The sequence below is a fragment of the Hydrogenophaga sp. PAMC20947 genome, assembly GCF_004795855.1.
Taxonomy (GTDB): Bacteria; Pseudomonadota; Gammaproteobacteria; order Burkholderiales; family Burkholderiaceae_C; genus Hydrogenophaga.
Window position 1 is genome coordinate 4591167 of record NZ_CP039252.1, and the last position, 23226, is coordinate 4614392.

General features: G+C 63.8%; 22 protein-coding genes, 1 tRNA gene and 1 riboswitch. Of the genes, 14 read left to right on the forward strand and 9 right to left on the reverse strand.

The features are described 5' to 3' along the window. Positions 1–79 precede the first annotated feature (79 nt). The gene (locus E5678_RS20920) at positions 80–751 is read right to left on the reverse strand and encodes a glutathione S-transferase (protein ID WP_136180316.1); all 672 of its coding nucleotides are present in this window, start codon (positions 749–751) and stop codon (positions 80–82) included. Between the two features lie 109 nt (positions 752–860). On the opposite strand from E5678_RS20920, the gene E5678_RS20925 reads away from it, so the two are divergent. The 7 genes from E5678_RS20925 to E5678_RS20950 all read left to right on the forward strand — a co-directional run bounded on the left by E5678_RS20925 (position 861) and on the right by E5678_RS20950 (position 4534). Continuing rightward, positions 861–1262 carry a DUF2946 family protein gene (locus E5678_RS20925; protein WP_136180317.1) on the forward strand — a complete coding sequence of 134 codons (402 nt, stop codon included), beginning with the start codon at positions 861–863 and terminating at the stop codon, positions 1260–1262. Between the two features lie 64 nt (positions 1263–1326). Then, on the forward strand, positions 1327–1986 hold the full coding sequence (locus E5678_RS20930) for an SCO family protein (RefSeq protein WP_136180318.1): 660 nt from the start codon (positions 1327–1329) through the stop codon (positions 1984–1986). Positions 1987–2061: 75 nt separating this feature from the next. Continuing rightward, entirely contained in the window at positions 2062–2589 is a 528-nt protein-coding gene (locus E5678_RS20935; protein WP_136180319.1) for a copper chaperone PCu(A)C, read from the forward strand. Positions 2590–2647: 58 nt separating this feature from the next. Continuing rightward, positions 2648–3034, forward strand: coding sequence for a DUF2946 family protein (locus E5678_RS20940; protein ID WP_168708626.1), 387 nt, complete (start codon positions 2648–2650; stop codon positions 3032–3034). Between the two features lie 92 nt (positions 3035–3126). Then, positions 3127–3750 carry a cyclic nucleotide-binding domain-containing protein gene (locus tag E5678_RS20945; protein ID WP_136180321.1) on the forward strand — a complete coding sequence of 208 codons (624 nt, stop codon included), beginning with the start codon at positions 3127–3129 and terminating at the stop codon, positions 3748–3750. Between the two features lie 95 nt (positions 3751–3845). Further along, positions 3846–4019 (forward strand): hypothetical protein, encoded by a 174-nt coding sequence (locus E5678_RS22385; protein ID WP_168708627.1) that lies wholly within the window; start codon positions 3846–3848, stop codon positions 4017–4019. Further along, positions 4007–4534, forward strand: a complete 528-nt coding sequence (locus E5678_RS20950) for a hypothetical protein (protein ID WP_136180322.1) — start codon at positions 4007–4009, stop codon at positions 4532–4534. Before E5678_RS22385 ends, E5678_RS20950 begins: the two co-directional genes overlap by 13 nt. 26 nt (positions 4535–4560) lie before the next feature. Here E5678_RS20950 and E5678_RS20955 read toward each other — a convergent pair whose 3' ends face one another. After that, the gene (locus E5678_RS20955) at positions 4561–5664 is read right to left on the reverse strand and encodes an ABC transporter ATP-binding protein (RefSeq protein ID WP_136180323.1); all 1104 of its coding nucleotides are present in this window, start codon (positions 5662–5664) and stop codon (positions 4561–4563) included. A 75-nt stretch (positions 5665–5739) separates the two neighbouring features. Here E5678_RS20955 and E5678_RS20960 point away from each other — a divergent pair, with 75 nt between their 5' ends. From E5678_RS20960 to E5678_RS20970, 3 genes are all read left to right on the forward strand, one after another. Beyond that, positions 5740–7347, forward strand: coding sequence for an iron ABC transporter permease (locus E5678_RS20960; protein ID WP_136180324.1), 1608 nt, complete (start codon positions 5740–5742; stop codon positions 7345–7347). Positions 7348–7610: 263 nt separating this feature from the next. Continuing rightward, positions 7611–9050 carry a DUF2868 domain-containing protein gene (locus E5678_RS20965; protein WP_168708628.1) on the forward strand — a complete coding sequence of 480 codons (1440 nt, stop codon included), beginning with the start codon at positions 7611–7613 and terminating at the stop codon, positions 9048–9050. Further along, positions 9043–10491: a GTPase/DUF3482 domain-containing protein gene (locus E5678_RS20970; protein WP_168708629.1), complete on the forward strand. Its 1449-nt coding sequence runs from the start codon at positions 9043–9045 to the stop codon at positions 10489–10491. The genes E5678_RS20965 and E5678_RS20970 overlap by 8 nt, the downstream gene beginning before the upstream one ends. Positions 10492–10582: 91 nt before the next feature. Here E5678_RS20970 and E5678_RS20975 read toward each other — a convergent pair. After that, positions 10583–10657: transfer RNA gene (locus tag E5678_RS20975), tRNA-Arg, on the reverse strand. Between the two features lie 75 nt (positions 10658–10732). Then, positions 10733–10905, forward strand: a riboswitch (yybP-ykoY riboswitch). 6 nt (positions 10906–10911) lie between these two features. Between E5678_RS20975 and E5678_RS20980 the strand changes: the two genes are divergently transcribed. Further along, on the forward strand, positions 10912–11487 hold the full coding sequence (locus E5678_RS20980; RefSeq protein ID WP_136180327.1) for a TMEM165/GDT1 family protein: 576 nt from the start codon (positions 10912–10914) through the stop codon (positions 11485–11487). 31 nt (positions 11488–11518) lie between these two features. Here the strand turns inward: E5678_RS20980 and E5678_RS20985 are convergent, their stop codons facing one another. From E5678_RS20985 to E5678_RS21000, 5 genes are read right to left on the reverse strand one after another with little or no spacing between them, the layout of a single operon-like run. Then, entirely contained in the window at positions 11519–15685 is a 4167-nt protein-coding gene (locus E5678_RS20985; RefSeq protein ID WP_136180328.1) for a translocation/assembly module TamB domain-containing protein, read from the reverse strand. Next, on the reverse strand, positions 15685–17697 hold the full coding sequence (locus tag E5678_RS20990; RefSeq protein WP_136180329.1) for a BamA/TamA family outer membrane protein: 2013 nt from the start codon (positions 17695–17697) through the stop codon (positions 15685–15687). Before E5678_RS20990 ends, E5678_RS20985 begins: the two co-directional genes overlap by 1 nt. Positions 17698–17704: 7 nt before the next feature. Beyond that, positions 17705–18892 (reverse strand): VWA domain-containing protein, encoded by a 1188-nt coding sequence (locus tag E5678_RS20995; RefSeq protein WP_136180330.1) that lies wholly within the window; start codon positions 18890–18892, stop codon positions 17705–17707. Between the two features lie 60 nt (positions 18893–18952). Beyond that, the gene (locus E5678_RS22390; protein ID WP_168708630.1) at positions 18953–19096 is read right to left on the reverse strand and encodes a hypothetical protein; all 144 of its coding nucleotides are present in this window, start codon (positions 19094–19096) and stop codon (positions 18953–18955) included. 34 nt (positions 19097–19130) lie between these two features. Then, positions 19131–19985 (reverse strand): MoxR family ATPase, encoded by an 855-nt coding sequence (locus E5678_RS21000; RefSeq protein WP_136180331.1) that lies wholly within the window; start codon positions 19983–19985, stop codon positions 19131–19133. 136 nt (positions 19986–20121) lie between these two features. Here E5678_RS21000 and E5678_RS21005 point away from each other — a divergent pair, with 136 nt between their 5' ends. Further along, positions 20122–20790 (forward strand): c-type cytochrome, encoded by a 669-nt coding sequence (locus E5678_RS21005; RefSeq protein ID WP_136180332.1) that lies wholly within the window; start codon positions 20122–20124, stop codon positions 20788–20790. A gap of 164 nt (positions 20791–20954) precedes the next feature. Here the strand turns inward: E5678_RS21005 and E5678_RS21010 are convergent, their stop codons facing one another. Then, entirely contained in the window at positions 20955–21392 is a 438-nt protein-coding gene (locus tag E5678_RS21010; protein WP_136180333.1) for a DUF1841 family protein, read from the reverse strand. 112 nt (positions 21393–21504) lie between these two features. On the opposite strand from E5678_RS21010, the gene pcaF reads away from it, so the two are divergent. Continuing rightward, positions 21505–22707, forward strand: a complete 1203-nt coding sequence (pcaF, locus tag E5678_RS21015) for a 3-oxoadipyl-CoA thiolase (protein WP_136180334.1) — start codon at positions 21505–21507, stop codon at positions 22705–22707. Next, positions 22704–23225 (forward strand): GNAT family N-acetyltransferase, encoded by a 522-nt coding sequence (locus tag E5678_RS21020; RefSeq protein WP_168708631.1) that lies wholly within the window; start codon positions 22704–22706, stop codon positions 23223–23225. The genes pcaF and E5678_RS21020 overlap by 4 nt, the downstream gene beginning before the upstream one ends. Position 23226: the final 1 nt, after the last annotated feature.

A 23226-nucleotide genomic window follows, 5' to 3' on the forward strand; every position in this document is an offset into this window, starting at 1 on the left:
GAGCGCTGCTTGTGCGGCGTTGCAGCGTCGGTCTGGCTTGTCATCAGCGCCGCGCCGCGCTCGTGCTGGCGCTGCTGGTTCAGCCTTTGGCTGCTGCTTCAGTTGCTTTGGCTTTGGCGCGCTGCATCATCAGCTCGGTATTGGTCTTTCGATCGGCATTGACCTGCACGACCGACGGACGCGCACCCACCAGCTTCAGGTAGTCCCGCAAGGGCAGGTCGGCCAGAAAATCACGGCCGTAGATGATCTTGGTGGCGGCGGAGACCAGTGGCAGGTGCACCGTGGCCGCGCAGTCGGCCAAGGTGAAGCTGTCGCCGGCAATGTAGGGAGCAAAGCGGGTCAGGGTGGCAAAGGCGGCGGTATTTTTTTCCAGTTGTTGTCCTACCTTTTCCTTGGTCGAATCGCTGACCTTGCCGCCAAAGAAGGCTTCCGGATACAGGTTGCGTGCCACCAGTTCCAGGTGGAGCTCGATGTAGCGAACGAGTTCGCGCGCTTTGGCCGCTTGAAACGGATCAGCCGGCAACAAGGCCGGTGTGGGGTATTGGGCTTCCACATACTCCAGCATCACGGTCGATTCGCTCAGCGGGCCTGCGTCGGTCTTGAAGTAAGGCACCTTGCCGATGGGGCTGGCGCTGGGATCGGTCTCCCCCACCCAAGCCAATTCCTCTTCAAACGCCACGCCTTTTTCGAGCAGGGCGAGTTTGACTTTGTTGTAGTAGTTGCTGGCCGAAAAGCCACAGAGCTTGAGCATGGTTGTCTCCTGTTGTAAGGGGGTGAGCGAATCTTCAAAAAGCGATGGTAGTGCGTGATGGCAGCAGGGGCGGGTCGCGCAGTTGACCAGCCGCTGATAAACTGGCGGGATGTACTTTTACCGTGCTCACCGCCGATTCGCTGCATGGCTTGCCATGATGGCGATGGTGTTGAGCGCGCTCGCGCCCACGCTGGCGCATGCCTGGGTCGCGGCCGCCGACAAGGGCCAGTGGATCGAGGTCTGCAGTGCCAGCGGCATGGTCTGGCTAAATGCCGACGGACTGGACGCGTCTGCGGACAAGGCAGCAGATTCAAACATGCCCATGGCCGACATGGCGCAGCATTGCCCTTGGTGCAGCTTCCATGGCTCAACGGCAGGCTTGCCTCCCGCAACGCTGGATGCCGCAGTGGCCGTGCACGCTGTGCACGCCATGCCGGGCTGGATCGACATGGCATCGCCGCACCAGCCGTTGCTCGGCGCGCTGGCGCGCGCGCCTCCTGTGACCTCCTGACTTCACGCCGCAGTGCGCCTCTTAAATGGGGTGTGCCAGTGTTGATCCCTGTTCAGGAGGTTGCATGCCTCAAAAATCACTTTTGTTTGAGAATCGTCTGGGGCGGACATCGCGCCGCAGCGCCCTTAAGGCCTGTGTGGCCCTGGGCGTGGTGCCTTGGTTGGTGGCTTGTGATCCGCTGGTGAGCAGCGGCGCTGCATCGGACGGATTCAAGGGCATCGACATCACCGGTGCCGACTACGCCCGGGATTTCGCGCTGGTCGATTTCAACGGCGCGCCGCGCACGCTCGCCGACTACCGAGGCCAGGTGGTGATGCTGTATTTCGGTTTTGTACAGTGCCCCGATGTGTGTCCCACGGCCCTGGCTCGGGCCGTAGAGGTGTTGCAGCTGTTGGGCCCGGCAGCGGCGCCCCAGGTGCAATTGCTGTTCATCACCGTGGACCCCGAGCGTGATACCCCTGCGCTGTTGCTGGAGTACATGGCCGCGTTTGATCCCTCTTTTGTGGCCATGACCGGCTCGCTGGCACAGATCAAGGCCACTGCCGATGCCTTCCGGGTGTACTTCAAGAAGGTGCCAACCGGTAGCACCTACACCATGGATCACACCGCCCTGACTTACCTGTTTGATCCCAAAGGGCAGATTCGTGTGGCCATGCGCCACGAGCAGACAGCTGCCGAATACGCCGCTGACATTCAGCGCTTGCTGACCGAGGACGAGGCCTGACAGGCTGTCCCGTTCACTTGTTCAATTCCCCCGTTTCTTTGCCGCTTTTTTTTGTTTCTTAACCCTGGAGTTCCCATGAAAAAACTGTTGATTGCTTCTATCCTCACCATCACCGCCGGCGCTTGGGCGCAAACCGTCACCGTCAAGGTCGAGGGCGCCTGGGTGCGCGGCACCGTGGCCACACAGAAAGCCACCGGCGCCTTCATGCGCCTGACCCCCAGTGCCAAGGTGCGCCTGGTGTCCGTCAGCTCGGCAGCGGCAGGTGTCGCGGAAATTCACGAAATGTCGATGGAGAACGACGTCATGAAGATGCGCCAGATCGACGGTCTGGACCTGAACGCGGGCAAGGCCACGGAGCTCAAGCCCGGTGGTTTTCACATCATGCTGATGGACCTGAAGGCCCCACTCAAAGGCGGTGATTCAGTCCCCATGACGCTGACCTTTGAGGACGCCGCCAAGAAGACCTTCACGCAGGATCTGACGGTGTCGGTGACGGCTTTGGGCAAGGGCAAGGCGCCCAATGCGATGAAGCCCGACATGAAGTCGGAAACGAAATCGGACATGAAGTCCGAGATGAAGCCAGAAATGGAGCACAAGCAATGATCGGCCTTCGGTTCTTCCCGATTTTCTGATGCCCTGATCGCTGCAGCCCATGCGCTGGATGTCCCCCTCTCTCCTGCGCTCGCTCGCCCGCTGCCTGCTGGGCGCGATGTTGCTCGCGACCCTGGCGCCGGCGGTGTCACGCACGCTCACGGCTTCGCGTCAGGCCGGTGACTGGGTAGAGATCTGCACGACGCAGGGTATGCGCTGGGCCCAGCTGAGCGGGGGCGACACCCACCTGGATTCGGGATTGAAAGAGGGCTTGCTCCACGCCCTGGACCGTTGCGGGCATTGCGCGTTGACGGCGGAGCGCTTTGCTCCTTTGGTGTCCGGTGTGCCTGCAATAGAGGCCCTGGCGGCGGCCTGGCCCCGGCCTCATCACACAGAAGCGAGCCAACGATCTCATGCGGCGCTCACTCCGAGCGCCCGCGGCCCGCCTTGCGCCTGAACTGAACGCACTGGCCACCCTGCCCGGGAGGCCCGTTGTCCCGTCGCGCTGCTTCGCTGCACGCGATGCAAGCACCAGTTTCAGGAGTTTTCATGAATACCGTTTTTCACCCTCGGACGCTGGATTGCGCCTGTGCGGAACCTGTTTTTTTGGCGGGCGATGTCGGGCCGATCTGGCGCATCACCGAAGGCGTGGTCCGTCTGGACCGCGATCGGGGGCCGCAGCGCCAGCCAGTGCAAATCGCCATGCCCGGCGACCTGATCGGAGCTGAAGCCCTGTGTGATCAGCATTACCGCTTCAACGCCACGGCCCTGACCGCTTGCCGACTTGAGTCGGTCGACGCCGCAGATGCTTCCGCGCGCGAGCGCCTTCTCCAGCAGGCCTTGCTGCAGCAGCAGAGCCGTTCGCAAGACATGGCCGCGTTGCGCACAGGCAGTGTGCTTCAGCGCATCACCCACCTCATTCACTTGCTCGGATTCGAGAGGGCCCAGCCCGGCCTGCAACCCCATGCCGAGGCCATCCGATTGGCTTTGCCCACGTTGCGGGAAATTGCGCAGGTGATCGATGCCAAGACCGAAACGGTCTGCCGTGTCCTGGGGCAGTTGCTGCCGCCCCGGCGGCGAAAAGCAGGCGCAGCTTCCGCTACAAGCGCCGGGCGCAGCCGCCGAAACTCAATCCCTGTGCGAACCGGCAGACTCGCCTTGCTTTCGGCCTGACGCTGGCGTTGTCCCGGGTGGCGCGGCCTCATGGGCGGGTCGTCGGGTCTCTGCTCTTTCGTCTTTGCCTTCACCCACCCATGCGTTTCAACGGGATGTCCAGCCCTTCTGTGGATTCAGCCGATCCTGCGACCTGCGGCTCTTCTCGCTTCTGCGCCATGGCGCAGCGGTGGCATTTTTATGCTGACCTGCATGTGGGTGACTGCCTGATTGAAACAGCGGCCGGCCTGGCCGTGGTGATGTTGGTCACGGGTGTGTGGCTTTTCTGACCCCGCCAAGGCAGTGGCTGGTCGCAGGTGCTCGTGCCCAACCTGCGGGCGCGAGATCGAGCGTGGCGCCGCCGGCAGGCCAGCCGGGGTTCAAAGACCCGTTTCACGTACGGCCTCCCAAAGGTGAAGACGGCGTGTTCACCGTGTCGGCCGACTCCATGAGCGGTGACTTGACCGACCCAACTTCAGACCGCACCGTGCACGTGGACCGCTACACCGGCAAGGTGCTGGCTGAGGCGGTGATCAAAGACTGTTCCACTGTGGCCAAAGTCATGGCCGTTGGCATCGCCTTGCCCCAGGGGGATTTGGGGTGGTGGAGACGCAGGCCGGCTGGCCGCGGGCGAATGGTGGCGCCGGGCACGCCACAAAACGTTGTGCGCTGGAAAACCGGTGCCTCCGTGATGCTGGGCGTGGCGCTGGCGTTTCCGCTGGCGGGTGCTGCGTTGGTGGGCTTTTTGCTGCTGGATGCCTTGCTGCTGTCCCGCATTCCGGTGCTGCGCCGAGCGTTGAGCTGAGCAGACTGGAGTGCTTTTTCCTTCGTTCAGACCGCGGACGATGCGGGTCGGCCCCCGTGCGCCGGGGTGCTGCGCTCAAAGGTGACCACGTGCTCCACCTCGGCGCGGATGCCGATCCACTCACCCACGGCGTGGTTGTGGTGCGAGGGCACGTGGGTCATCACGGTCTCGCCTGATGCCAGTCGCAAGGTGTAGAGGAACTCCGAGCCACGGAAAGCCTTGCGCACGATCTGAGCCTTCACGGGCGCTGCGTCGTCGTGCACGATGTCGTCGGCGCGGAGCAACACATCACACAACCCATCCGTGTAGGCCGTGGGCAAGGGGCACTCTTCGAGATCGAGCAGATCACCCAGCGGGGTGCGCACCACCACGTGTTCGCCTTGCTGGCGAATTTGGGCAGGGGTGAACACGCCGTGGCCGATGAATTCGGCCACGAAGCGCGTGGCGGGGCGGTGGTAGAGCGCGTAGGCGTCGTCCCACTGGTGCAGGTGACCTTCGTGCATGACACCGATCACGTCGCCAATGGCAAAGGCTTCGAGCTGATCGTGGGTCACAAACAGCGCGGTGGCCCCTGCGGCTTTCAGGATGGCGCGCACCTCATGCGCCAGGCGCTCGCGCAGGTCCACGTCCAGATTGGAAAAAGGCTCGTCGAGCAGGAGCAGGCGAGGGCGGGGGGCCAGGGCGCGGGCCAGAGCCACCCGCTGTTGCTGCCCGCCGGACAGTTCGTGAGGCCAGCGACGCTCCATTCCACTCAGTCCGACCAGGGCCAAAACCTCGGCCACCCGGGTCTCTCGCTCGGCACGGGGCAAGCTGGCGATACCGAAACCCACGTTGCGCCCCACATCGAGGTGGGGAAACAGCGCGTAGTCCTGGAACACCATGCCAATGCGGCGCTTTTCTGCGGGCATGTGGTGCGTTGCATCGCTCACGGTCTCGCCATCGAGCACGATGTTACCGGCGCTGGCCCGCTCCAAGCCTGCCACGGCGCGCAACAGGGTGGTCTTGCCGCAGCCCGAGGGGCCGATCAGCACGCCAATATCACCCGCCCGCAGGCCCAGTGAAACGCCGTCCACCGCAGCCACGGATTGACCGGGGTATTGAATGGACAAATGGGTGGCCGTCATGAACATGGGACGATTGTAGATAATATCCATTCTCATTTGTGTTGAGCGGCTTCTTAGGCCCTAACTGGATCGCCTTTTCCCATGTTGCGCTGGATGGCTTTGGCCGCTTTGATGTTGTTGGCAGCAATGCTGACTTTGCCCGTGTTGTCGCTGGGCCTTTCCTGGCTGCAATTCGATGCCGCTGCCCGCGATGTGCTGGTCCAGATGGCGCAGACGGTGTTGCCCGAATACGCGCTCACGTCGCTGTGGCTCTGCCTCAGTGTGGCGGTGGGGGTGGCGCTGATGGGCATGGCGACGGCCTGCGCGGTCACGCTGTTCGATTTCCCGGGTCGACGGGTGCTCGAGTGGGCGCTGCTGTTGCCCTTGGCGATGCCGGCCTATGTGGTGGCCTACGCCTACACCGATTTCTTGCAGTTCAGCGGGCCGCTGCAGGTGGGTTTGCGCGAAGCGTTTGGCTGGCAAGGTCGCCTGTTGCCCGAGGTGCGGAGCATTACTGGCGCTGTCTGGGTGTTCACATTTTCGCTCTACCCCTACGTGTACCTGCTCGCGCGCACCGCGCTGGCCGAGCGGGCCAGCCAGCTGATGGAAGCGGCGCGGTTGCTGGGGGCGCCCCTGTCGCGTCGCATCCGCGAGGTGGCGTTGCCACTGGCGCGCCCGGCGGTGGCCGCCGGGGTGGCGCTTGCATTGATGGAAGTTCTCGCCGACTTTGGCGTGGCCAGCTATTTCGGCATCCAGACCTTCACCGCTGGCATTTACAAGGCCTGGTTGGCCATGGACAACCGGATCGCCGCCGCGCAACTCGCCACCGTGCTGTTGGCCACGGTGGCTTTGCTGCTCTGGGTGGAGCACCGCGCCCAGCGGCGCTTGCGTTTTGCGTCTTTGCGCGGGCAGAGGGCCGGCAGCGCTGACGCCCAGCCTGTGCGTCTGCAGCGCGGACAGGCCTTGACCGCCTGGCTGGTCTGCGTCTTGCCGGTTCTGTTTGGTTTTGTATTGCCGGTGTTGTTCATGTTGCGTCCCTTGCTGGGCGGCTGGGAAGAGCTGGCTTGGCAGTCGTTTCTGCAGTGGTCGGGCAACAGCATCCGGCTGGCCGGGGTGTCTGCCATCGCTGCCACGCTCCTGGCGCTGGCGCTGGCCTTTGCCGCCCGGGCCTGGCCCTCGGCGTTGTCGCGCGGCGCAGTGCGGTTGACCAGCCTGGGCTATGCCGTGCCCGGGGCGGTGATTGTGGTGGGGCTGTTGTTGCCCGTGGGCTGGGCACAGGCGACCTGGCCCGACAGTGGCATTGGGTACTGGGTGACTGCGACCGCACTGGGCATTGTGTGGGCCTATCTGGTGCGCTTCACTGCGGTGGCCCTGCAATCGGTGCAAAGCGGTTACACGCGGCTGCCCCAGAGCCTGGACGATTCGGCGCGCATGCTGGGGGCCACGGGTGTGGCCCTGGCCTGGCGTGTCCATGCGCCTTTGCTCAAACGCTCGGTGGCCGCTGGCGCCTTGCTGGTGTTTGTGGATGTGATGAAAGAGCTGCCCGCCACCCTGGTGCTGCGACCGTTCAACAGCGATACGCTGGCGGTGGTCACCTACCAGCTGGCGCGCGATGAACGCCTGGGGGAAGCGGCGTTGCCCGCTTTGGCGCTGGTGCTGGTGGGGCTGGTGCCGGTGATGCTGCTCAGCCGCACCTTGCGGCGCCAATAGGGCCGATCTGACTTCGCCAGGAGCCGGTTGAAATAGGCCAGCTGTTCGATCTGGGCCACTACTGCGAGGGTTCATGGACGTTCACTTCCTGTGCGCCTTTCTGGCATGCGACCAGGCAGGGGCTGCTGGCGCTGCCTTCCATGAAGCGCCTGGGCTTTTAATCCCCGGGCAGGCCGGGGCTGCGGCCGGGTAGCATAGGCGATTCGCCTGTCGGCGGGCCTTCATTCGGAATGCCCCGCCATGAGGCTTCCGGAGAAGCGAGTTTGAGTCCCAGCCCCGTCACTGCCAGCGCATCCGCACCGTTTCGCGACATCGCGCTGGCCCATGCTGTGCGCCTGCTGGAAGAAGCCGGCGCGCTCGACGACGCCGGGGAGATGACCCTGGCCCACGCGCGCCAGCACAGCGAACAAGACCGCATTCTCGAACGTGCCCGTTTGCTGGGCGCCCGGTTGGGGTTGCTCACCGACTGGTCGCGTCTGCGCGGTGCGTTGTGGCTGGCGGCTGTGCTCACGGTGGTGCTGGCCTATGGCCTGGCCGGAGGACTGCTGGCCAAGGCCCTGGGTACCGGCCAAACCATCAACGCCGCGCTGGCCTTCGTGGCTGTGCTGGGCGTGCCGGTGGTGGCCTTGCTGTTGTGGTTGCTCTGGGCATCCGGCGCCGTGCTGTTCTCAAGCGGTGCAGCGCCCTGGTCGCTGGGGCAGTTCATGCTGGGCCTGGCCGCCCGCTTGCCCTGGTTGCATGGTCCGCACTCCCTGAACCTGCTGCGCGGCATTCACGCGGTGTTGCGTGACAACCGCCTGGGGCTGTGGCTGTTTGGCGCGATCAGCCATGCGCTGTGGGTCCTGGCGTTTTCCTTGATGCTGGTCACGCTGCTGGTGCTGTTTTCTTTCCAGTCTTACCAGCTAACCTGGGAAACCACCATCCTGGACGCCGATTTCTTCGAGCGTTTTCTGGCGGTCACCGGCTGGTTGCCCCAGGCGCTGGGTTTTGTGGTGCCCCAAAGCGTGACGGTCAATGGGGCTGCCGGCGCCGTGCTCAACAGCGCGCCGCCTTCGTTGCCGATCGCGCTGTGGTTGCTGGCATGCACCCTGTTGTACGGGTTGCTGCCGCGCCTGTTGGCCTTTGGCGTTTGTGCCGTGGTGTGGTTTCTGCGCGCCGGCCGCTTGAGGCTGGACACCCGCGATCCTTACTTCCGCCAGTTGGCCGCCCGTTTTGCCGCCATGGCGCCCGCCACCGTGGTCGACGCCGAGCACGCCGCACCGCGCGAGCCCGGACGCTTGTTTCGCACACCAGTGCCCGGCGTGCCCGTGCCCGGCGTGTTGATCGGGTTTGAATTGCCGGCCGAGGCGGCTTGGCCTCCAGCAGGGCTGGACGCGGCCCTTTATGAGCAGGTGCACAGGATTTCTGGGACCATGAGCGAGCGCCTGCAACTGCTCACGGCACTGGCCAGTGGACCGCCGGCCAACGTGCTGGTGGTCTTCACGGCAGCCGCCAGCCCGGATCGCGGGGCTGAGCGCTTCTTGCGCCAGGTGTGTGCCGAGGTGGCCGCTTGCGCTTTGTGGCCCCAAGCATCGTCCAATCCCAAGCAAGACAAACCCGAACGCTGGGCCGAGTGGCTGAACGCGACCGATCTCAAGGCAGTTGCCTGGTGCCCTGCGCCCGCCGATGCCCAACGCTGGCTGGAGGCCCGCGCCCATGGCTGACTCCCTGCGCAAATCGACCATTGACGTTGCGGTGGTTGGCCACACCAACGCCGGCAAGACTTCGCTGCTGCGCACGCTCACACGCCAGGTGCGTTTTGGTGAAGTGTCCGACCGCCCCGGCACCACGCGCCACGTCGAGGCCATTGGCCTGGAAGTTGACGGGCGCACCGTGATGCGGTACTTCGACACCCCGGGTCTGGAAGACTCGGTGGCGTTGCAATACCACCTGAAGCAAATGCCCGAGCAGTTGACCCCGCCCCAGCGCGTGGCCGCCTTGCTGGACGGCCCTGAGGCGCACGGCGTGTTCGAGCAAGAGGCCAAGGTGCTGCGGCAGATGCTGGGCGCTGATGCGGCCATTTATGTGATCGATTGCCGTGAGCCGGTATTGCCCAAGTACCGCTGCGAGATCGAGGTGCTCAACACCTGCGCCCGGCCGATCATGCCTGTGCTCAATTTTGTGCGCAGCGAGCACAGCCGGGAGCCCGAGTGGCGCGAAGTGCTGGCGGCCTATGGCCTGCACGCCGCTGTGCTGTTTGACGCGGTGGCCCCGTTTGTGGGGGCTGAACGCCAGCTGTACGAAGACCTTAGCGTGCTCATGCGGCAGCACAAGGGGATGCTGCAGACCGTGCTCGACGACCTCGATCGCCAGGCCGACGAACGCCGCACCGCCAGCGCCCAGCGCGTGGCGGATACGCTGATTTCCGCTGCGGCCATGCGCCGCGAAATCGAGCCCGGAACGCTGGCAGACACCAAGGCCAAAGAGCGTTTTGTGACCACCTTCCGCAAGGAGCTGGTGGACAGCGTGCGCAAGTGTGTCGATGACCTGCTGCAAATGCACGGCTTCGAGAAAGACGATGCGCAGCTGGACGTGATGCAGTGGACCAGCGGGCGCTGGGCGTCCGATCTGTTCAACCCCGAAACCCTGGCCAGCGTAGGCCGCCTGCTGGGCAAGGGCGCGGCGGCGGGCGCGGCGGTGGGTTTCACGCTGGATCTCGCGCTCGCCGGCATGTCCCTCGGCGCCGCCACGGCGCTGGGCGCGGCCATTGGTGGCGCCTTGGGCCAAGGCTGGGGCCAGGCGCCGCGCAAATTGCGCAACGCCATCATGGGGGTTGAAGAACTGACGCTGGACAACGATGTGCTGATCGTGCTCGCCGATAGTCTGGTGCATTTGTGCCAGGTATTGCAAGCCCGCGGCCATGCGGCGCAAGACACCATCGAAGTGCGCATGGCGCCCTCGGGAACCTACCGCAAGGTCTTGCTGCAATTGCTTGAGCCGCTGGAACAGGCCCGGGCGCATCCCGAGTGGGAGCACCATGCGGGCGCCCGCAGAAACCACAGCTCACGCCGTGAGGCGCTGGGGCGTTCGCTGGCCGAGCAGGTGATGGGTTTGCTGGATGTGGTACCGCCAGAAGCACCCCCCATCGGGGTTGAAATGCAGTGACTTCTCGTGAGCCGTTCAACACCGAGGGCTCGAGTTGTCATGGGGGCCAATGAAAAAGCCGGAAGGCTTTGGACCGTTCCGGCTTTAAATATGGTGCCTCCAACAGGAATCGAACCTGTATCTAGCGCTTAGGAGGCGCTCGTTCTATCCGTTGAACTATGGCGGCATGTGTAGCAGAGTCAGCATTGTAGGGGCCTTGGCATGACGGGGCTGAGCAAGGGCCTTCGACTACACTCTCGCTTCACCCGTCATCGGGGAGTAGCCGCCCTGCCGCCTGGCAGGGGTTTGCGTCAACACACTGGGTCCACACGGCCCTGGCGCCGACAGCCTCTGGCCTGGCAAGACCTTTGACCGCAACGCCTCCGGTTGGGCCGGGGTCGCGTTGTGGTCGTCTGTTGGTCTGGCCCTGAGGACATCATTTTGGAAGCTTTCTGGGTATCCACCGGTGTGGTGGCGCTGGGCGAAATGGGTGACAAGACCCAGTTGCTGGCGGTGTTGCTGGCCGCCCGTTTCAAAAAACCGATTCCCATCATTCTGGGCATCCTGTTTGCCACGCTGGCCAACCACGCCTTGGCAGGTGCGCTGGGCGGCTGGGTTGCGGCGGCTCTCGGGCCTGAGGTGCTGCGATGGGTGATCGGCTTGTCCTTCATCGCCATGGCGGCGTGGATGCTGGTGCCCGACCAGCTCGACGACGATCTGGCTGTGAAAGAGATGGCCCTCTGGGGTGTCCTGGGCACCACCTTCGTGGCGTTCTTCCTGGCCGAAATGGGCGACAAGACGCAGATCGCCACCGTGGCCCTGGCCGCGCGGTATGGCGATCTGGTGGCGGTGGTGGCGGGCAGCACGCTGGGCATGATGCTGGCCAATATCCCGGCGGTGTATCTGGGCGACAAGGTGGCCGAACGCGTGTCCATGGCCTGGGTGCACGGCGTGTCGGCTGTGATCTTCCTCGCGCTGGGGGTGCTCACCCTGTTCAATGTGGGGCACCTGTTTTAACGAAGCCCCAGCCCTTTTGGGCTGTAGGTGGCTATTCGTAGCGGTGGGTGAAGATCACATCGACGGCGTTTTCCGTGCCGGCCCTGGCGCGCAGTGTCAGGCTCTTGGAGAGGTCGTACAGGATGGACACCGTGCTCACGGCGCCCGCCAGGCTTTGCTCATAGCTCAGATACAGGTCTTTGGACAGGCGCTTGCCCACGGAAAGCGCGGCTTCGGTGGTGGTGCCATCGGTGTTGGTGCCCGGGCCTGCGAAGCCGATTTCGTCCAGCCCCAGGGTCTTGGCCAGTTCGCCGTCCATCGGCTCTCCGCCGCGCGACAGCAGCTTGCGGGCCGCCTGTTGCAAGACAAAGGCCTGGGCGCCTGAGGCCGATGCGGGTTTGCCCAACACCAGCCAGGCCAGCTTGTCACCATCGGGCAGGTCCGGGTCGGCGAACAGGCCGACGCGCGGCGTCTGCACATTGCCCGTGATTTGCACCCCGACCCGCTGATCGGTGCCTTCGGGCAGTTTGCGCACCGCGAGAATGTCGAGCGCTGGATCGTCGTAAGGGCCGGTAAACCGCAGCACGCCCGTTTCAATGTTGAGCTGCTGGCCATAGGCCTTGTAGGTACCGCTGATGGTGCGAACTTCGCCAAAAGCGCGCGGCGTCGGCAGGGCAGGCGTGGCCCGAACGGTGATCTTGCCTTCGAGCCGGGTTTGTATGCCCTGGCCGCGCACTTCAAACGCCGGTCCAAGATCCAGAGTGACCGACACATCCGGCTGCACCCGTTGGCCATCTTCGCCTTCGGTCGGCAGCGTGCGGGTGCTGCGCACGATCACGTCCTTGCTCAGGCTGGGCGCGAGCTCGTCCGGCAGGATGAAGGTGGCGGCGTCGGTTTTGAGGTCTCCACGCAACTGCAGTTTGGGGCCGACCAGCTGGGCCGTCACATCGCCCGACAGCGTGAGCCGGCGATCCACCCGGTTGGACACCCGCAGGCGCTGTGCTTTGGCCTGGAGCTCGATGAAGGGTTGGCGTACCAGGCTCCCAGGCACGGCCCGCCACTCGGCCTGACCGGTGGCTTCCAGCGTCCCGCCCTGGCTGGCGCCGCCCGGCCCTTGCAGGCTGAAGCGGTCCACCTTGAGGCGTTCGCCCACAATCGTGGCGCGCAAGAGGCCGTTGGTGAAGGCAAATCCATCGACGACCGAACGCAATGCCAGCTCGTCGGCCTGCAGGTTGCCGCGCCACTCGGGCTTGGCGCGTGTTCCGTTGAGGGTGGCATCGGCGCTGAGCGTGCCGCGCATGCGCCATCCGGGCGGCGCCAGCATGGACCACACCCCGACCTGTGGCAATCGCGCTTGCGCGCTGCCCCGGATCGGAGTACCGGCCGGCCACCAGCGATCCACCATGTCTGCCTCGCTGTTGGCTCCATTGGGATTGAGCTGGGTCTGGAAATCCACTTTGGCCTGACCCAGACGCTCGGTGTCCCAGCGCAATTGGGCCTCCACCTGCCGGTCTCGCACGGTGAGACTGATTCGGCCGTCTTTCACGCCCGCCGCCACAGGCCCACTGGCCCCCGCCTCTGTGCCCGGGGTGCCTGCAGTGCCACTGCTGCCCAGCCAGCGCAGATCGCCGCTGCGGCGTTGCAAGGTGGCCGACAGCTCCAAAGGCGTGCGGGTATCAGCGGGAATGCGCACGTTCCAGGCGCCATCAAACACCAGGTCACCGCTGAGGTTGTTTTGTGAAAGGACACCGGCTTCGGTCGCGGGTTGCCCGGCCGCGGCCAGGGCTTCGATCCAGGGCAGCGACAGGCCCTGCAGTCGACCCTGGGTTTCCAGCGCCTGCGCTTGCCAGACGATCTGTTGCCAGGTCACGATCAGCGGTGTGTCGAGAAGTGCGGAGGCGTTGGAAGCCGGGCGCAGCTGCAACTCACCGGTGCCCGCATTGACCACCAGGCCTTGCGGGCCTTGCGACGTCCACCGGATCTGCAGGGGCTGTGCATTTTCCAGGCGCCAGCCAGTGTTTTGCGCAGGCTTTGCGGCTTCTGCAGGTATCGGGGTGAGCGCCAGGGCCAGGCGATCCAGGCGCAAAAGCCCGCCAGCCGCGGCATTGGCGCCGACCTGGAGTTGTCCTTGGGTGTCAAGGGCAACGCGCCAGGGCGCTGCGCTGGCGTTGCCCTTGACACTGATGCGCATCGCACTCAAGGGGCCTTCAGCCTGCAGCGACAGGCCATCAAGCACGGTAGCCGGAGCTTCGCCCGATCGGACCGACAGACGCGGCATGCTCAGGGACCCACCGAGTTTGGGCCAGGCTGGTATGGCAACTGAGCTGGCCGGGGTCGTTCCCGTGTTCGGTGCCGGGAAGCCCAGGGCCCCCAGTCCGCCCGTCCACTGCCATTGGCTGTCCAGGCTGCCTTCAACGCTCAGATTCTCTTGGCCGGCCAGTGCGGTCTGGATCTGGGGTCCGACCCAAGGCAGCTTTTGCAGGCCGCGAACCCAGGCCAGCAAGCGCTCGGCGCTGTCAATTTTAAGATCGATGCGGCCTTGACCCTTGGCGTAGGCCGCCAGACCTTTCCAGCTGAGCTGGGTGCCGGGCAGCGTCAGGTTCAGTTGCCCGTCGTAACTCATCTGAGCGGCATCCAGTTGGCCGCGTGTGTCGAGTTGGGCGCCGGCCATGGTGATCAGGGCTTCCTGCAGATCCAGCAGGCCTGCGCTGGCTGTGTTTGCCGAGGCCGCTGAGCTGGGCTGCCACAAAGCGCGCAGCTTCACTTCGCGCAACTGAAGTCCTGTGAGTTCTGTGCCCTTGGGCTGCTGTGAAGACGGCTGGATGCGTGCCTGCAGCGCCACGGCATCGGGTGATCGGTCGGTGGGGGCCGCTCGGGCGCTGAAGCTGCTGTCCAGAGCGCCTTTGGCGAGCTCGCTCCAGAGCAAAGCTGGGCGAATACCCGTGGCCTTCATCTCGCCTTGCCAGTCGCGCACGGCGGTGGTTTCGCCCTGGTTATCGAGCCGGAAGCTGCCCTGGCCTTGCAAATCGCCGCCACCGACTTTGGCCATCAGGCGGGCGATGGTCCATTGATCGCCACGCTGTTCGACCTCGGCCTGCAGCGATTGCAAGGGCAGGCCTTTCTGATCTGCGGGGCGCACCAGCTGGTTGTTGAGCTGAACCGTGGCGCGCCAGGCTTCGCCATCGGGCTGGGCCTTGAGCTGACCGCTCAAATCGGTGACCGGCGCGCTGGGCCACAAGGCGGCCAGATTGAGCGCTCGGGCCGTGGCCTCGGCGGTGACCACGGGCTGTTTCGCCCAGGGCATCACGCGGGCTTTCAGTGAGAGCTGGCTGGGCTCGGCGCCCGGCGTCTGGGGCGTGCCTTCGGCTTGTGCGGTCACCTCCAGGGTCGCGTCAGGGCCGGCCAAGGTACCGCGCGCTTTCGCCTGTGCGGTCAAGGCGACCAGCGGTCCATCTGGAATCTGGGTGGTGACGTCGCCTTGCAGATCCAGGCTCAGGGCCATGGGCGCCTGGCCGTCCAGATTCAGCTGGGCTTTGTAGTGGCCATCGGCCAGCTGCAGGGAATCCAGCCGGAGCTGGTGGGTGGTGGCGAGGGAGGCAATCCCGTCGGCGGGGAGCAACGCGGGTCCGTACTGGTAGAGCCCCCGGACGTCCGACAGCGTCAGCTCGGTGTTGCCACTCAGTTCGACAGCACCCAATTCAAAAGCCAAGCTCACCGGGATCGGCAGGGTGAGTGATTCCATAGGCTCGCTGGGTGTCGGCGCACGCTGGTCCCGGATTTTGAGGGTGCCCATCTTGAGCGCGGCGAGGTGCACGCCGCGGCCCATCAAGGCATCCATCCAGAGTGCGTCGTTCCAATCGAGCTCGACGCCCTTGGCTTGCACGTCCAGCTCGCCTTGTGCCCAGCTGAGCGAGGCGATTTTGCCGCCACCGCGCAGGCTGCCTTCGATGCCCTCGGTCTGCAGCGCACCCACGCTTTCAACGGCTGGGCGTCCATCCATCCAGCTCTCGGCCCAGCCCAAGGTCTGGGCCAGTGAGCCTTGTGTGCCCGCCCACAGCCAGAAGGCAATGGCACAGGCCAGCAGCAGGGCAACGGTGGCGCCAGCGATCCACACAACTGCCCAGCCCAGGCGCCCGAGCAGCTTGAGCGCCGTGCTGGGTGAATCCTTTGGGTTGGGTTCAGGCGCGCTCGGCGTTGTGGAATCGGCGGGAGTGTTCATCAAAAACTGAAGCCCACGTTGAGGTGGATGCGAAATTTCTTGGGGTCCAGGCCATAGGCCAGGTCCAGCTGCAGCGGGCCCACCGGGCTGTTGTAGCGCACGCCTGCGCCCACGCCGACCTTCGCTTGCAGGTCGGCGGGGTCATCGGCCACGGCCCCTGCGTCCACGAACACCACGCTTTCCCACTCCGTGCGAATGCCATCGCTCCATATCGGGCGCTGCCATTCGAAGCTCGCCACGGCCAGGTAACGGCCGGCGCTCACCGTGCCGTCGGATTCTTCCACGCCGATGTCGCGCAAGCCATAGCCGCGCACTGTGGTGTCGCCGCCGGTGAGGTAGAGCAAGGTGTCAGGGATCTCGGCCGAGGTCTCGGCCGTTACAGCACCCCCTTGAAGCCGCAGTGCCAGTCGCCCATTGCGGCTGCGGGTATCGGCAGGGCGGTCTTCGCCCCGGGTCAAACCGGCGAGCAGATCTTCCCTGACGACGCCTCCCAGTGGCCAATAACCCAGCCAGCGGGCCTGGGTACTGAAAAACGGTTTGCGTTCGGTGCCCAGCGTGGTGCCCACGCCCAGTGTGACGCCCAGGCCGTAGCCCCGGTCGGGGAAGGGCACGTTGTCAAAGCGCCGCCATGTCCAGCCGTAATTGAGCGACAAGGCCGACTCATAACCGTCGGAGGAGGCCAGTTCAGACTCGGTGTTGACGGTCCGGGCGCGGTCGTATTGCAGGAAGTAGCGCCGGTCCAGGTCGGCGCGTTCCTGGGACTTGCCCGCGCTCACCCGCAAGCCGGACGTGGTGGTGTCGTCGTCGATCTGGCGTGCCAGTTTGCCGCTGGCCAGCCAATGCCAGCCATCTTCTTGAATGGGAGCGTTCCAGTCTGAGGACAGCAGTTGGTCGTTGGTCTCGAGCTGAAGCTTGCTGTGGGCACGCCAGCCAATCAGGGGCAGTTGCAAATGGGTATGCTCCAACGACAGCCTGGCGCCGTTGTTGGTGCTGCCGCCGACACCCAGTGTCACTTTCTGGGGCAGACCTTCCTTGACCTGAACCACCACCGGGGCCGCGGAGTCTTTGTTGGTACCGTCCTGGTCCAGATCGACATAAGCGAACACCGAGGTGTAGTAGCCACTGTCCGAGATTTTTTGCTGGGCGTCCTGCAGCTTGCTCAGGCTGTAGTCGGCTCCCGGGTGCAAACCCGCCAGCCGCACCAGCCGTTCGGCTGTGAGGGTGTCATACCGCTCGCCCCCTACAACCCTCACCTCGCCGATCTGTACCGCCGGGCCCGAGTCCAGCTCGACATACCAGTGGGCCTCGCTTTTCGTGGCATCGATATCGCTCAGGCTGTTGGCGATGCGGCCTCGGGGGTACCGTTCAGCCGTGAGCTGCCTCAGTGTCTCGGATTTCACCTGATCCCAGCGGGATTGCGTGAAATCGGTTCCAACAGCCTTCTGGCTGCTGCGCACAATGGATTCACGCTGGGGCTTGGCGATCTCGGCGCTCAGGATGTCGCCCGAAAAGTAGACATTGGACGTGGCGACCCGGGTCGCGGGTCCGGGCTCGATGACGATGCGCACGTCGCCCAGCGGCGGCGCGGGCGTTTTGCCGCCTGCAGTGGCGGCAACCCGAGACACGGTAATGGTGGGGGAGAAATAGCCCTGGGTGCCCAGCAGGTCGCGCAGGTTGTCGGGGGCGGCCAGGAGGAGCCGGTTCAGTTCGCTGCTGTCCAGGTCGCCCAGCGTTCGAAACCGCTGCAAATCAATGTGGCGCAAGACAAAGGGCTTGAGCTTTCCGTCGGTTTCCACGGTGATGCCGAAGCGTGGCGGCGCTGACGCGTCGGTTTGCACCTGATCCGCATCGGGCTGATTGGCGGGTGTTTCAGTGGCTTCGGGCGTTGCAGGAGCCAGATCGGCAGCGCGCGCAGAGCCATCCTGGGCCCACGCGCCCAAGGGCAACAGACAGACCAAGATGCAAAAAAGCCGTGTGGGGGAAGCCACACGGCGCAGGAAGGGAGGGTTCATGCAGGGCTTATTTCGAGAGCATTCTCATGGTGTCCTCCAGCCCCTTCAAGGTCAACGGATACATCCGCGGGCCAATGAGCTGCTGAATCACACTGATACTCTGTCGATACTGCCACACCCCTTGAGGTTCCGGATTGATCCAGGCAAATTTTGGAAAAGCGTGTGTCAGGCGCTGTAACCACTCCGCTCCAGCCTCTTCGTTGTTGTATTCCACGCTGCCGCCGGGCTGCAGGATTTCATAGGGGCTCATGGTTGCGTCGCCCACAAAAATCAGCTTGTAGTCCTTGTTGTACTTGCGAATGATGTCCCAGGTGGGGAATTTTTCGGCAAAACGGCGCTTGTTGTTCTTCCACATGTAGTCGTAGACACAGTTGTGGAAATAGTAAAACTCCAGGTGCTTGAACTCGCTCTTGACCGCTGAAAACAGCTCCTCTATCCGCTGGACGTGTTCATCCATGGTGCCGCCCACATCCATCAACAGCAGCACTTTCACGTTGTTGTGCCGCTCGGGAATCATCTTGATGTCCAGCCAGCCGGCGTTGGCGGCGGTGGAACGGATGGTGTCGGGCAGGTCAAGTTCCAGTTCGTTGCCCTGGCGCGCAAATTTGCGCAGGCGGCGCAGGGCCACCTTGATGTTGCGCGTGCCCAGCTCCTGGGTGTCGTCGTAGTCGCGGTAGGCGCGCTGGTCCCACACCTTCACGGCCGATTTGTTGCCGCCCTTGCCGCCAATGCGGATGCCTTGCGGGTTTTTTCCGCCGTGGCCAAAAGGCGAAGTGCCGCCGGTGCCGATCCACTTGGAGCCGCCTTCGTGGCGTTCTTTTTGCTCTTCGAGGCGTTTTTTCAGCGTCTCCATCAACTCGTCCCAGTCCATCTTGGGCGCGTTGGCGACCTGCTCGGCAGACAGGATGCGCTCCATCTCCTGGCGCAGCCAGTCCGCCGGGATCGGTTTGGTGAAGTCGGCGATCATCTCCACGCCTTTGAAGTAGGCAGCGAAGGCGCGGTCAAACTTGTCGTAGTGCTTCTCGTCCTTCACCAGCGATGTGCGGCTCAGGTAATAGAAGTCGTCCATGGTGCAGGCATCGGGATTGGTCGGGCCGACCACGTTTTCCTTCAGCGCTTCGAGCAGCGTGAGGTATTCCTTGACCGAGACCGGCAGCTTGGCTGCGCGCAGGGTGTAGAAGAAATCGATCAGCATAGAAACTCTCCGAAGGGCAGCGAACGCAAGGAGTCGCTCATGGCCTGGAGCCTGACCAGGTCACTTGTTGTATTCGCCGCTGCAATAGGGGTCATAGGGTTTGGATCCATCGCCGCGTTGAGGTTTGTCGCGCCGCCCCGGGGCGGCACATGCCGTTAGCGAAAGCAAGCTCATGACGAGCAGGCCAGGCTTTGCTGTGTTCATGTGCGCTCCTGTGCCAGGCGGTTGCTTCCCCGCTTTACCGGTTCCGTTGGTTCATGAACACCAGCTTCTCAAAGAGCGTGGTGTCTTGTTCGTTCTTGAGCAAAGCGCCCACCAGCGGCGGGATGCTCACTTTGCTGTCGGCACTTTGCAGGGCTTCGAGCGGGATGTCTTCGGCCATGAGCAGCTTGAGCCAGTCGAGCAACTCGCTGGTACTGGGTTTTTTCTTCAGGCCGGGCAGGGCGCGCACGTCATAGAACGTCTTCATCGCGGCCTTGAGCAGGTCTTGCTTCAGGTCGGGGAAGTGCACATCCACGATCTTCTGCATGGTCTCTGCTTCGGGAAACTTGATGTAGTGGAAGAAGCAGCGGCGCAGAAAAGCGTCTGGCAGCTCTTTTTCGTTGTTGGAGGTGATGAACACCAGCGGGCGGTGCTTGGCGCGCACCAGTTCGCGGGTCTCGTAGCAATAGAACTCCATGCGGTCGATTTCGCGCAACAGATCGTTGGGGAACTCGATGTCGGCCTTGTCGATTTCGTCGATCAGCAACACCACGGGTTCATCGGCGGTGAAAGCTTGCCAGAGCACGCCCTGTACGATGTAGTTTTTGATGTCCTTGACGCGCTCGGCGTTGTCGCCCGTATTGAGCTGGCTGTCGCGCAGGCGGCTCACGGCGTCGTATTCGTACAGGCCCTGCTGGGCTTTGGTGGTGCTCTTGATGTGCCACTGCAGCAGTGGCATCTTGAGGGCCTCGGCCACTTCTTCGGCCAACATGGTCTTGCCGGTACCGGGCTCTCCCTTGATCAGCAGCGGGCGTTTCAGGGTGCTGGCGGCGTTGACGGCCAGCATCAGATCGGGGGTAGCGACGTAGTTGTCAGTGCCTTGGAATTTCATGTCAGATGTTTCGGATATGGTTCACGGGCTGGGGGCAACGCCGCGCATCGGGTTATCAACAGGTCTTGCTCGACCATCGAGTCTATATAATCAAGGATTGATTTTTATCAATCGTCCATCTCATTGTGCTTGCAAAATGAACCAACTGTTGTCCACGATCGTCCGTACTCTTGTCGCCGTTGCGACCCTCTCCGTGGCCGCAGCGAGCGCCCAAGCCCAAGGTGTGACCGGTGACGCGCAGGCGGGCCAGAAGAAGGCCGACATGTGTATCGGCTGCCATGGCATCGTCGGCTACCAGAACAGCTTTCCCGAAATCCACAAGGTGCCCATGATCTCCGGGCAGTCGGACAAATACATCGTCGCGTCGCTGACGGCCTACAAAAAAGGCGATCGCAAGCACCCGACCATGCGCGGCATCGCCGGTTCGCTGAGCGAGCAGGACATGGCCGATCTGGCTGCGTTTTACACGGCTCAGGGCGGCAAGGCCGCTCCCGACGCGCCCAAGGCCGCCGATGTCGCTGCTGCTGCACTGGTCGAAAAGGGCGCTTGCGCTTCTTGCCACGGAGCCAACTTCAGCAAGCCCATCGACCCCAGCTACCCCAAAATTGCTGGCCAGCATGCCGACTACCTGTACGTTGCGCTCAAGGCCTACACGGTCGAGGGCAACAAGTTTGTCGGGCGCAACAACGCCATCATGGGCGGCATTGCCAAGCAGTTCAGCCACGCCGAGATGCGTGAAATCTCCAAGTACCTGGCGGCTCAGGAGAGTGAACTGGCCGTGGTGCCGCAGGCGCGTTTCCGCTGATCTGATCCCCCGTCGCTCAAAAAGGCCGCTCGTTGAGCGGCCTTTTTTTGGGCCATGTCCTTTGCCATGCTCAGGATGGGCGACAGGGGGCCTCTTCGCGATGCCGATTTTCAGTTGTTAACCGGAGCACGGAACCCAACCCAGGGCACGGCCGCAGGGGGGGGTCAATCCTTTGTCGCGCGTTGGCGCACTTGCTCGATATACGCCTGTCCATCGGGTGGGCGCCCGGCACGCTGGCTCTCCCACAACATGCGGCCCAGGCATTCCATTACCTCGTGGTGAGCGGCGTGCAAGTCGCCGCGTCGGGCCGTGAGCAGCTCCACAGCCTGGCGGATGCCTGCGGGCTGATCGATGCTGCATTGTTCGCTGATGGACAGGTGCATGGACAGGTGCAAAAAGGGGTTTTCTTGCCCCTCCGGGGCGGGCTCACCGACGCGGGCCAGCGCCGAATCCACATCGGCCAATTCGGCATGGTGTTCAGGATGCTCAGCGATCCATTGGTGCGCCAGCGTCTCGATCGCTTCCATGGGTTCTTTGCCCGTGCCCTTGGAATAGACCGTGCAGAAAAAGCGCCGAACATCGGCTTGGGAGGGATTGAACATGCGTTGATTGTCCCGCAAGTGAGCCAACCTTTGCCCGGGTTTGGGTACAGTGGAAGCGAGTCAAGTTGCGGCGAGGTCACTCGCCCAACGCCATCAACATTTGGAGACCCCGATGAACCAGGCCTACATTTGCGACGCGATTCGCACCCCATTTGGCCGCTATGGCGGAGCGTTGTCCGGTGTGCGCACCGACGATCTGGGCGCCATTCCGCTCAGGGCCTTGATGGCCCGCAACCCGGGGGTGGACTGGGAGAGCGTGACCGACGTGCTCTACGGTTGTGCCAACCAGGCCGGCGAAGACAACCGCAACGTGGCCCACATGGCCAGTCTGCTGGCCGGTCTGCCGATTGCGGTGCCCGGCGCCACGATCAACCGCCTGTGCGGATCGGGGCTGGATGCGGTGGGCAGTGCCGCGCGCGCGATCAAGGCAGGCGAAGCGGGGCTGATGATCGCCGGCGGCGTGGAAAGCATGAGCCGCGCGCCGTTTGTGATGCCCAAAGCCGAAGCCGCTTTCAGTCGGGCCAATGCGGTGTACGACACCACGATCGGGTGGCGCTTCATCAACAAGCTGATGAAGGCGCAATACGGTGTGGACTCCATGCCCGAGACGGCGGAAAACGTGGCGACCGATTACAGAATTGAACGCGAGGCACAGGACCGCATGGCTTTTGCCAGTCAGATGAAGGCGGTGGCCGCGATCAAAGCCGGTCATCTGGCGCGCGAGATCACGCCCGTGAGCATTGCGCAGCGCAAGGGCGATCCCGTGGTGGTGGATACAGATGAGCACCCCCGTGAGACCAGCCTGGAAGCGCTGGCCAAATTGAAAGCGATTGTGAAGCTCGAGGGCACCGTGACCGCCGGCAACGCCAGTGGCGTGAACGATGGGGCATGCGCCTTGTTGCTCGCTGACGAAGCCAGCGCCGCAAAAAATGGCCTGACACCAAAAGCCCGTGTGGTGGGCATGGCCACAGCGGGCGTTGCTCCCCGCATCATGGGCATGGGCCCGGCGCCCGCCACGCAGAAGGTGCTGGCGCTCACCGGTTTGTCGCTGAAAGACCTCGATGTGATCGAGCTCAACGAAGCTTTCGCTGCTCAGGGCCTGGCGGTGTTGCGGACCTTGGGTTTGCAGGACGAAGACGAACGTGTCAACGCCTGGGGTGGTGCCATTGCGCTGGGGCACCCGCTGGGCGCCAGCGGTGCGCGGCTCGCCACCACGGCGGTCAACCGCCTGCACGCCACGGGCGGGCGTTATGCGTTGTGCACCATGTGCATTGGCGTGGGGCAGGGCATTGCGCTGGTGCTGGAAAGGGTGTGACCAGCTGGCAGGTGCAGCGACTGGTGCCGGCGCATGCGGCGGTCTACCAGGCGCTGCGCTTGCGCGGGTTGAAAGAGCATCCGGAGGCGTTTACTTCCAGCCACGAAGAAGACCTGGCACGTCCTCTGGACGCCGCTGAGGCGCGTTTGACGGACTCGCCAGCGTTGCCGCACGACGCGTTTTTCGGCGGCTGGCGGTCGAATCAGTTGATTGGCGTGGTGGGCATGCAGGGGCGCTACCGGCAGAAAGAGCGCCACACGGCCACCGTGGTCGGCCTGTTTGTTGTGGCAGAAGCCCGTGGGCTTGGTGTCGGTGACGCATTGATGCAGGCCCTGTTGAGGCATGCCCGCCATTGCTCCGCTTTGCGCCAACTCGATTTGACAGTGACTGCTGGCAATGACCCTGCCCGTCAACTCTACGAACGGTTGGGTTTTTGTGTCTGGGGTGTCTATCCGGATGCGGTGTGTGTGAACGGTGTTTACGCCGACAAGGTGCATCTGGCATTGCCCTTGCGCTGAC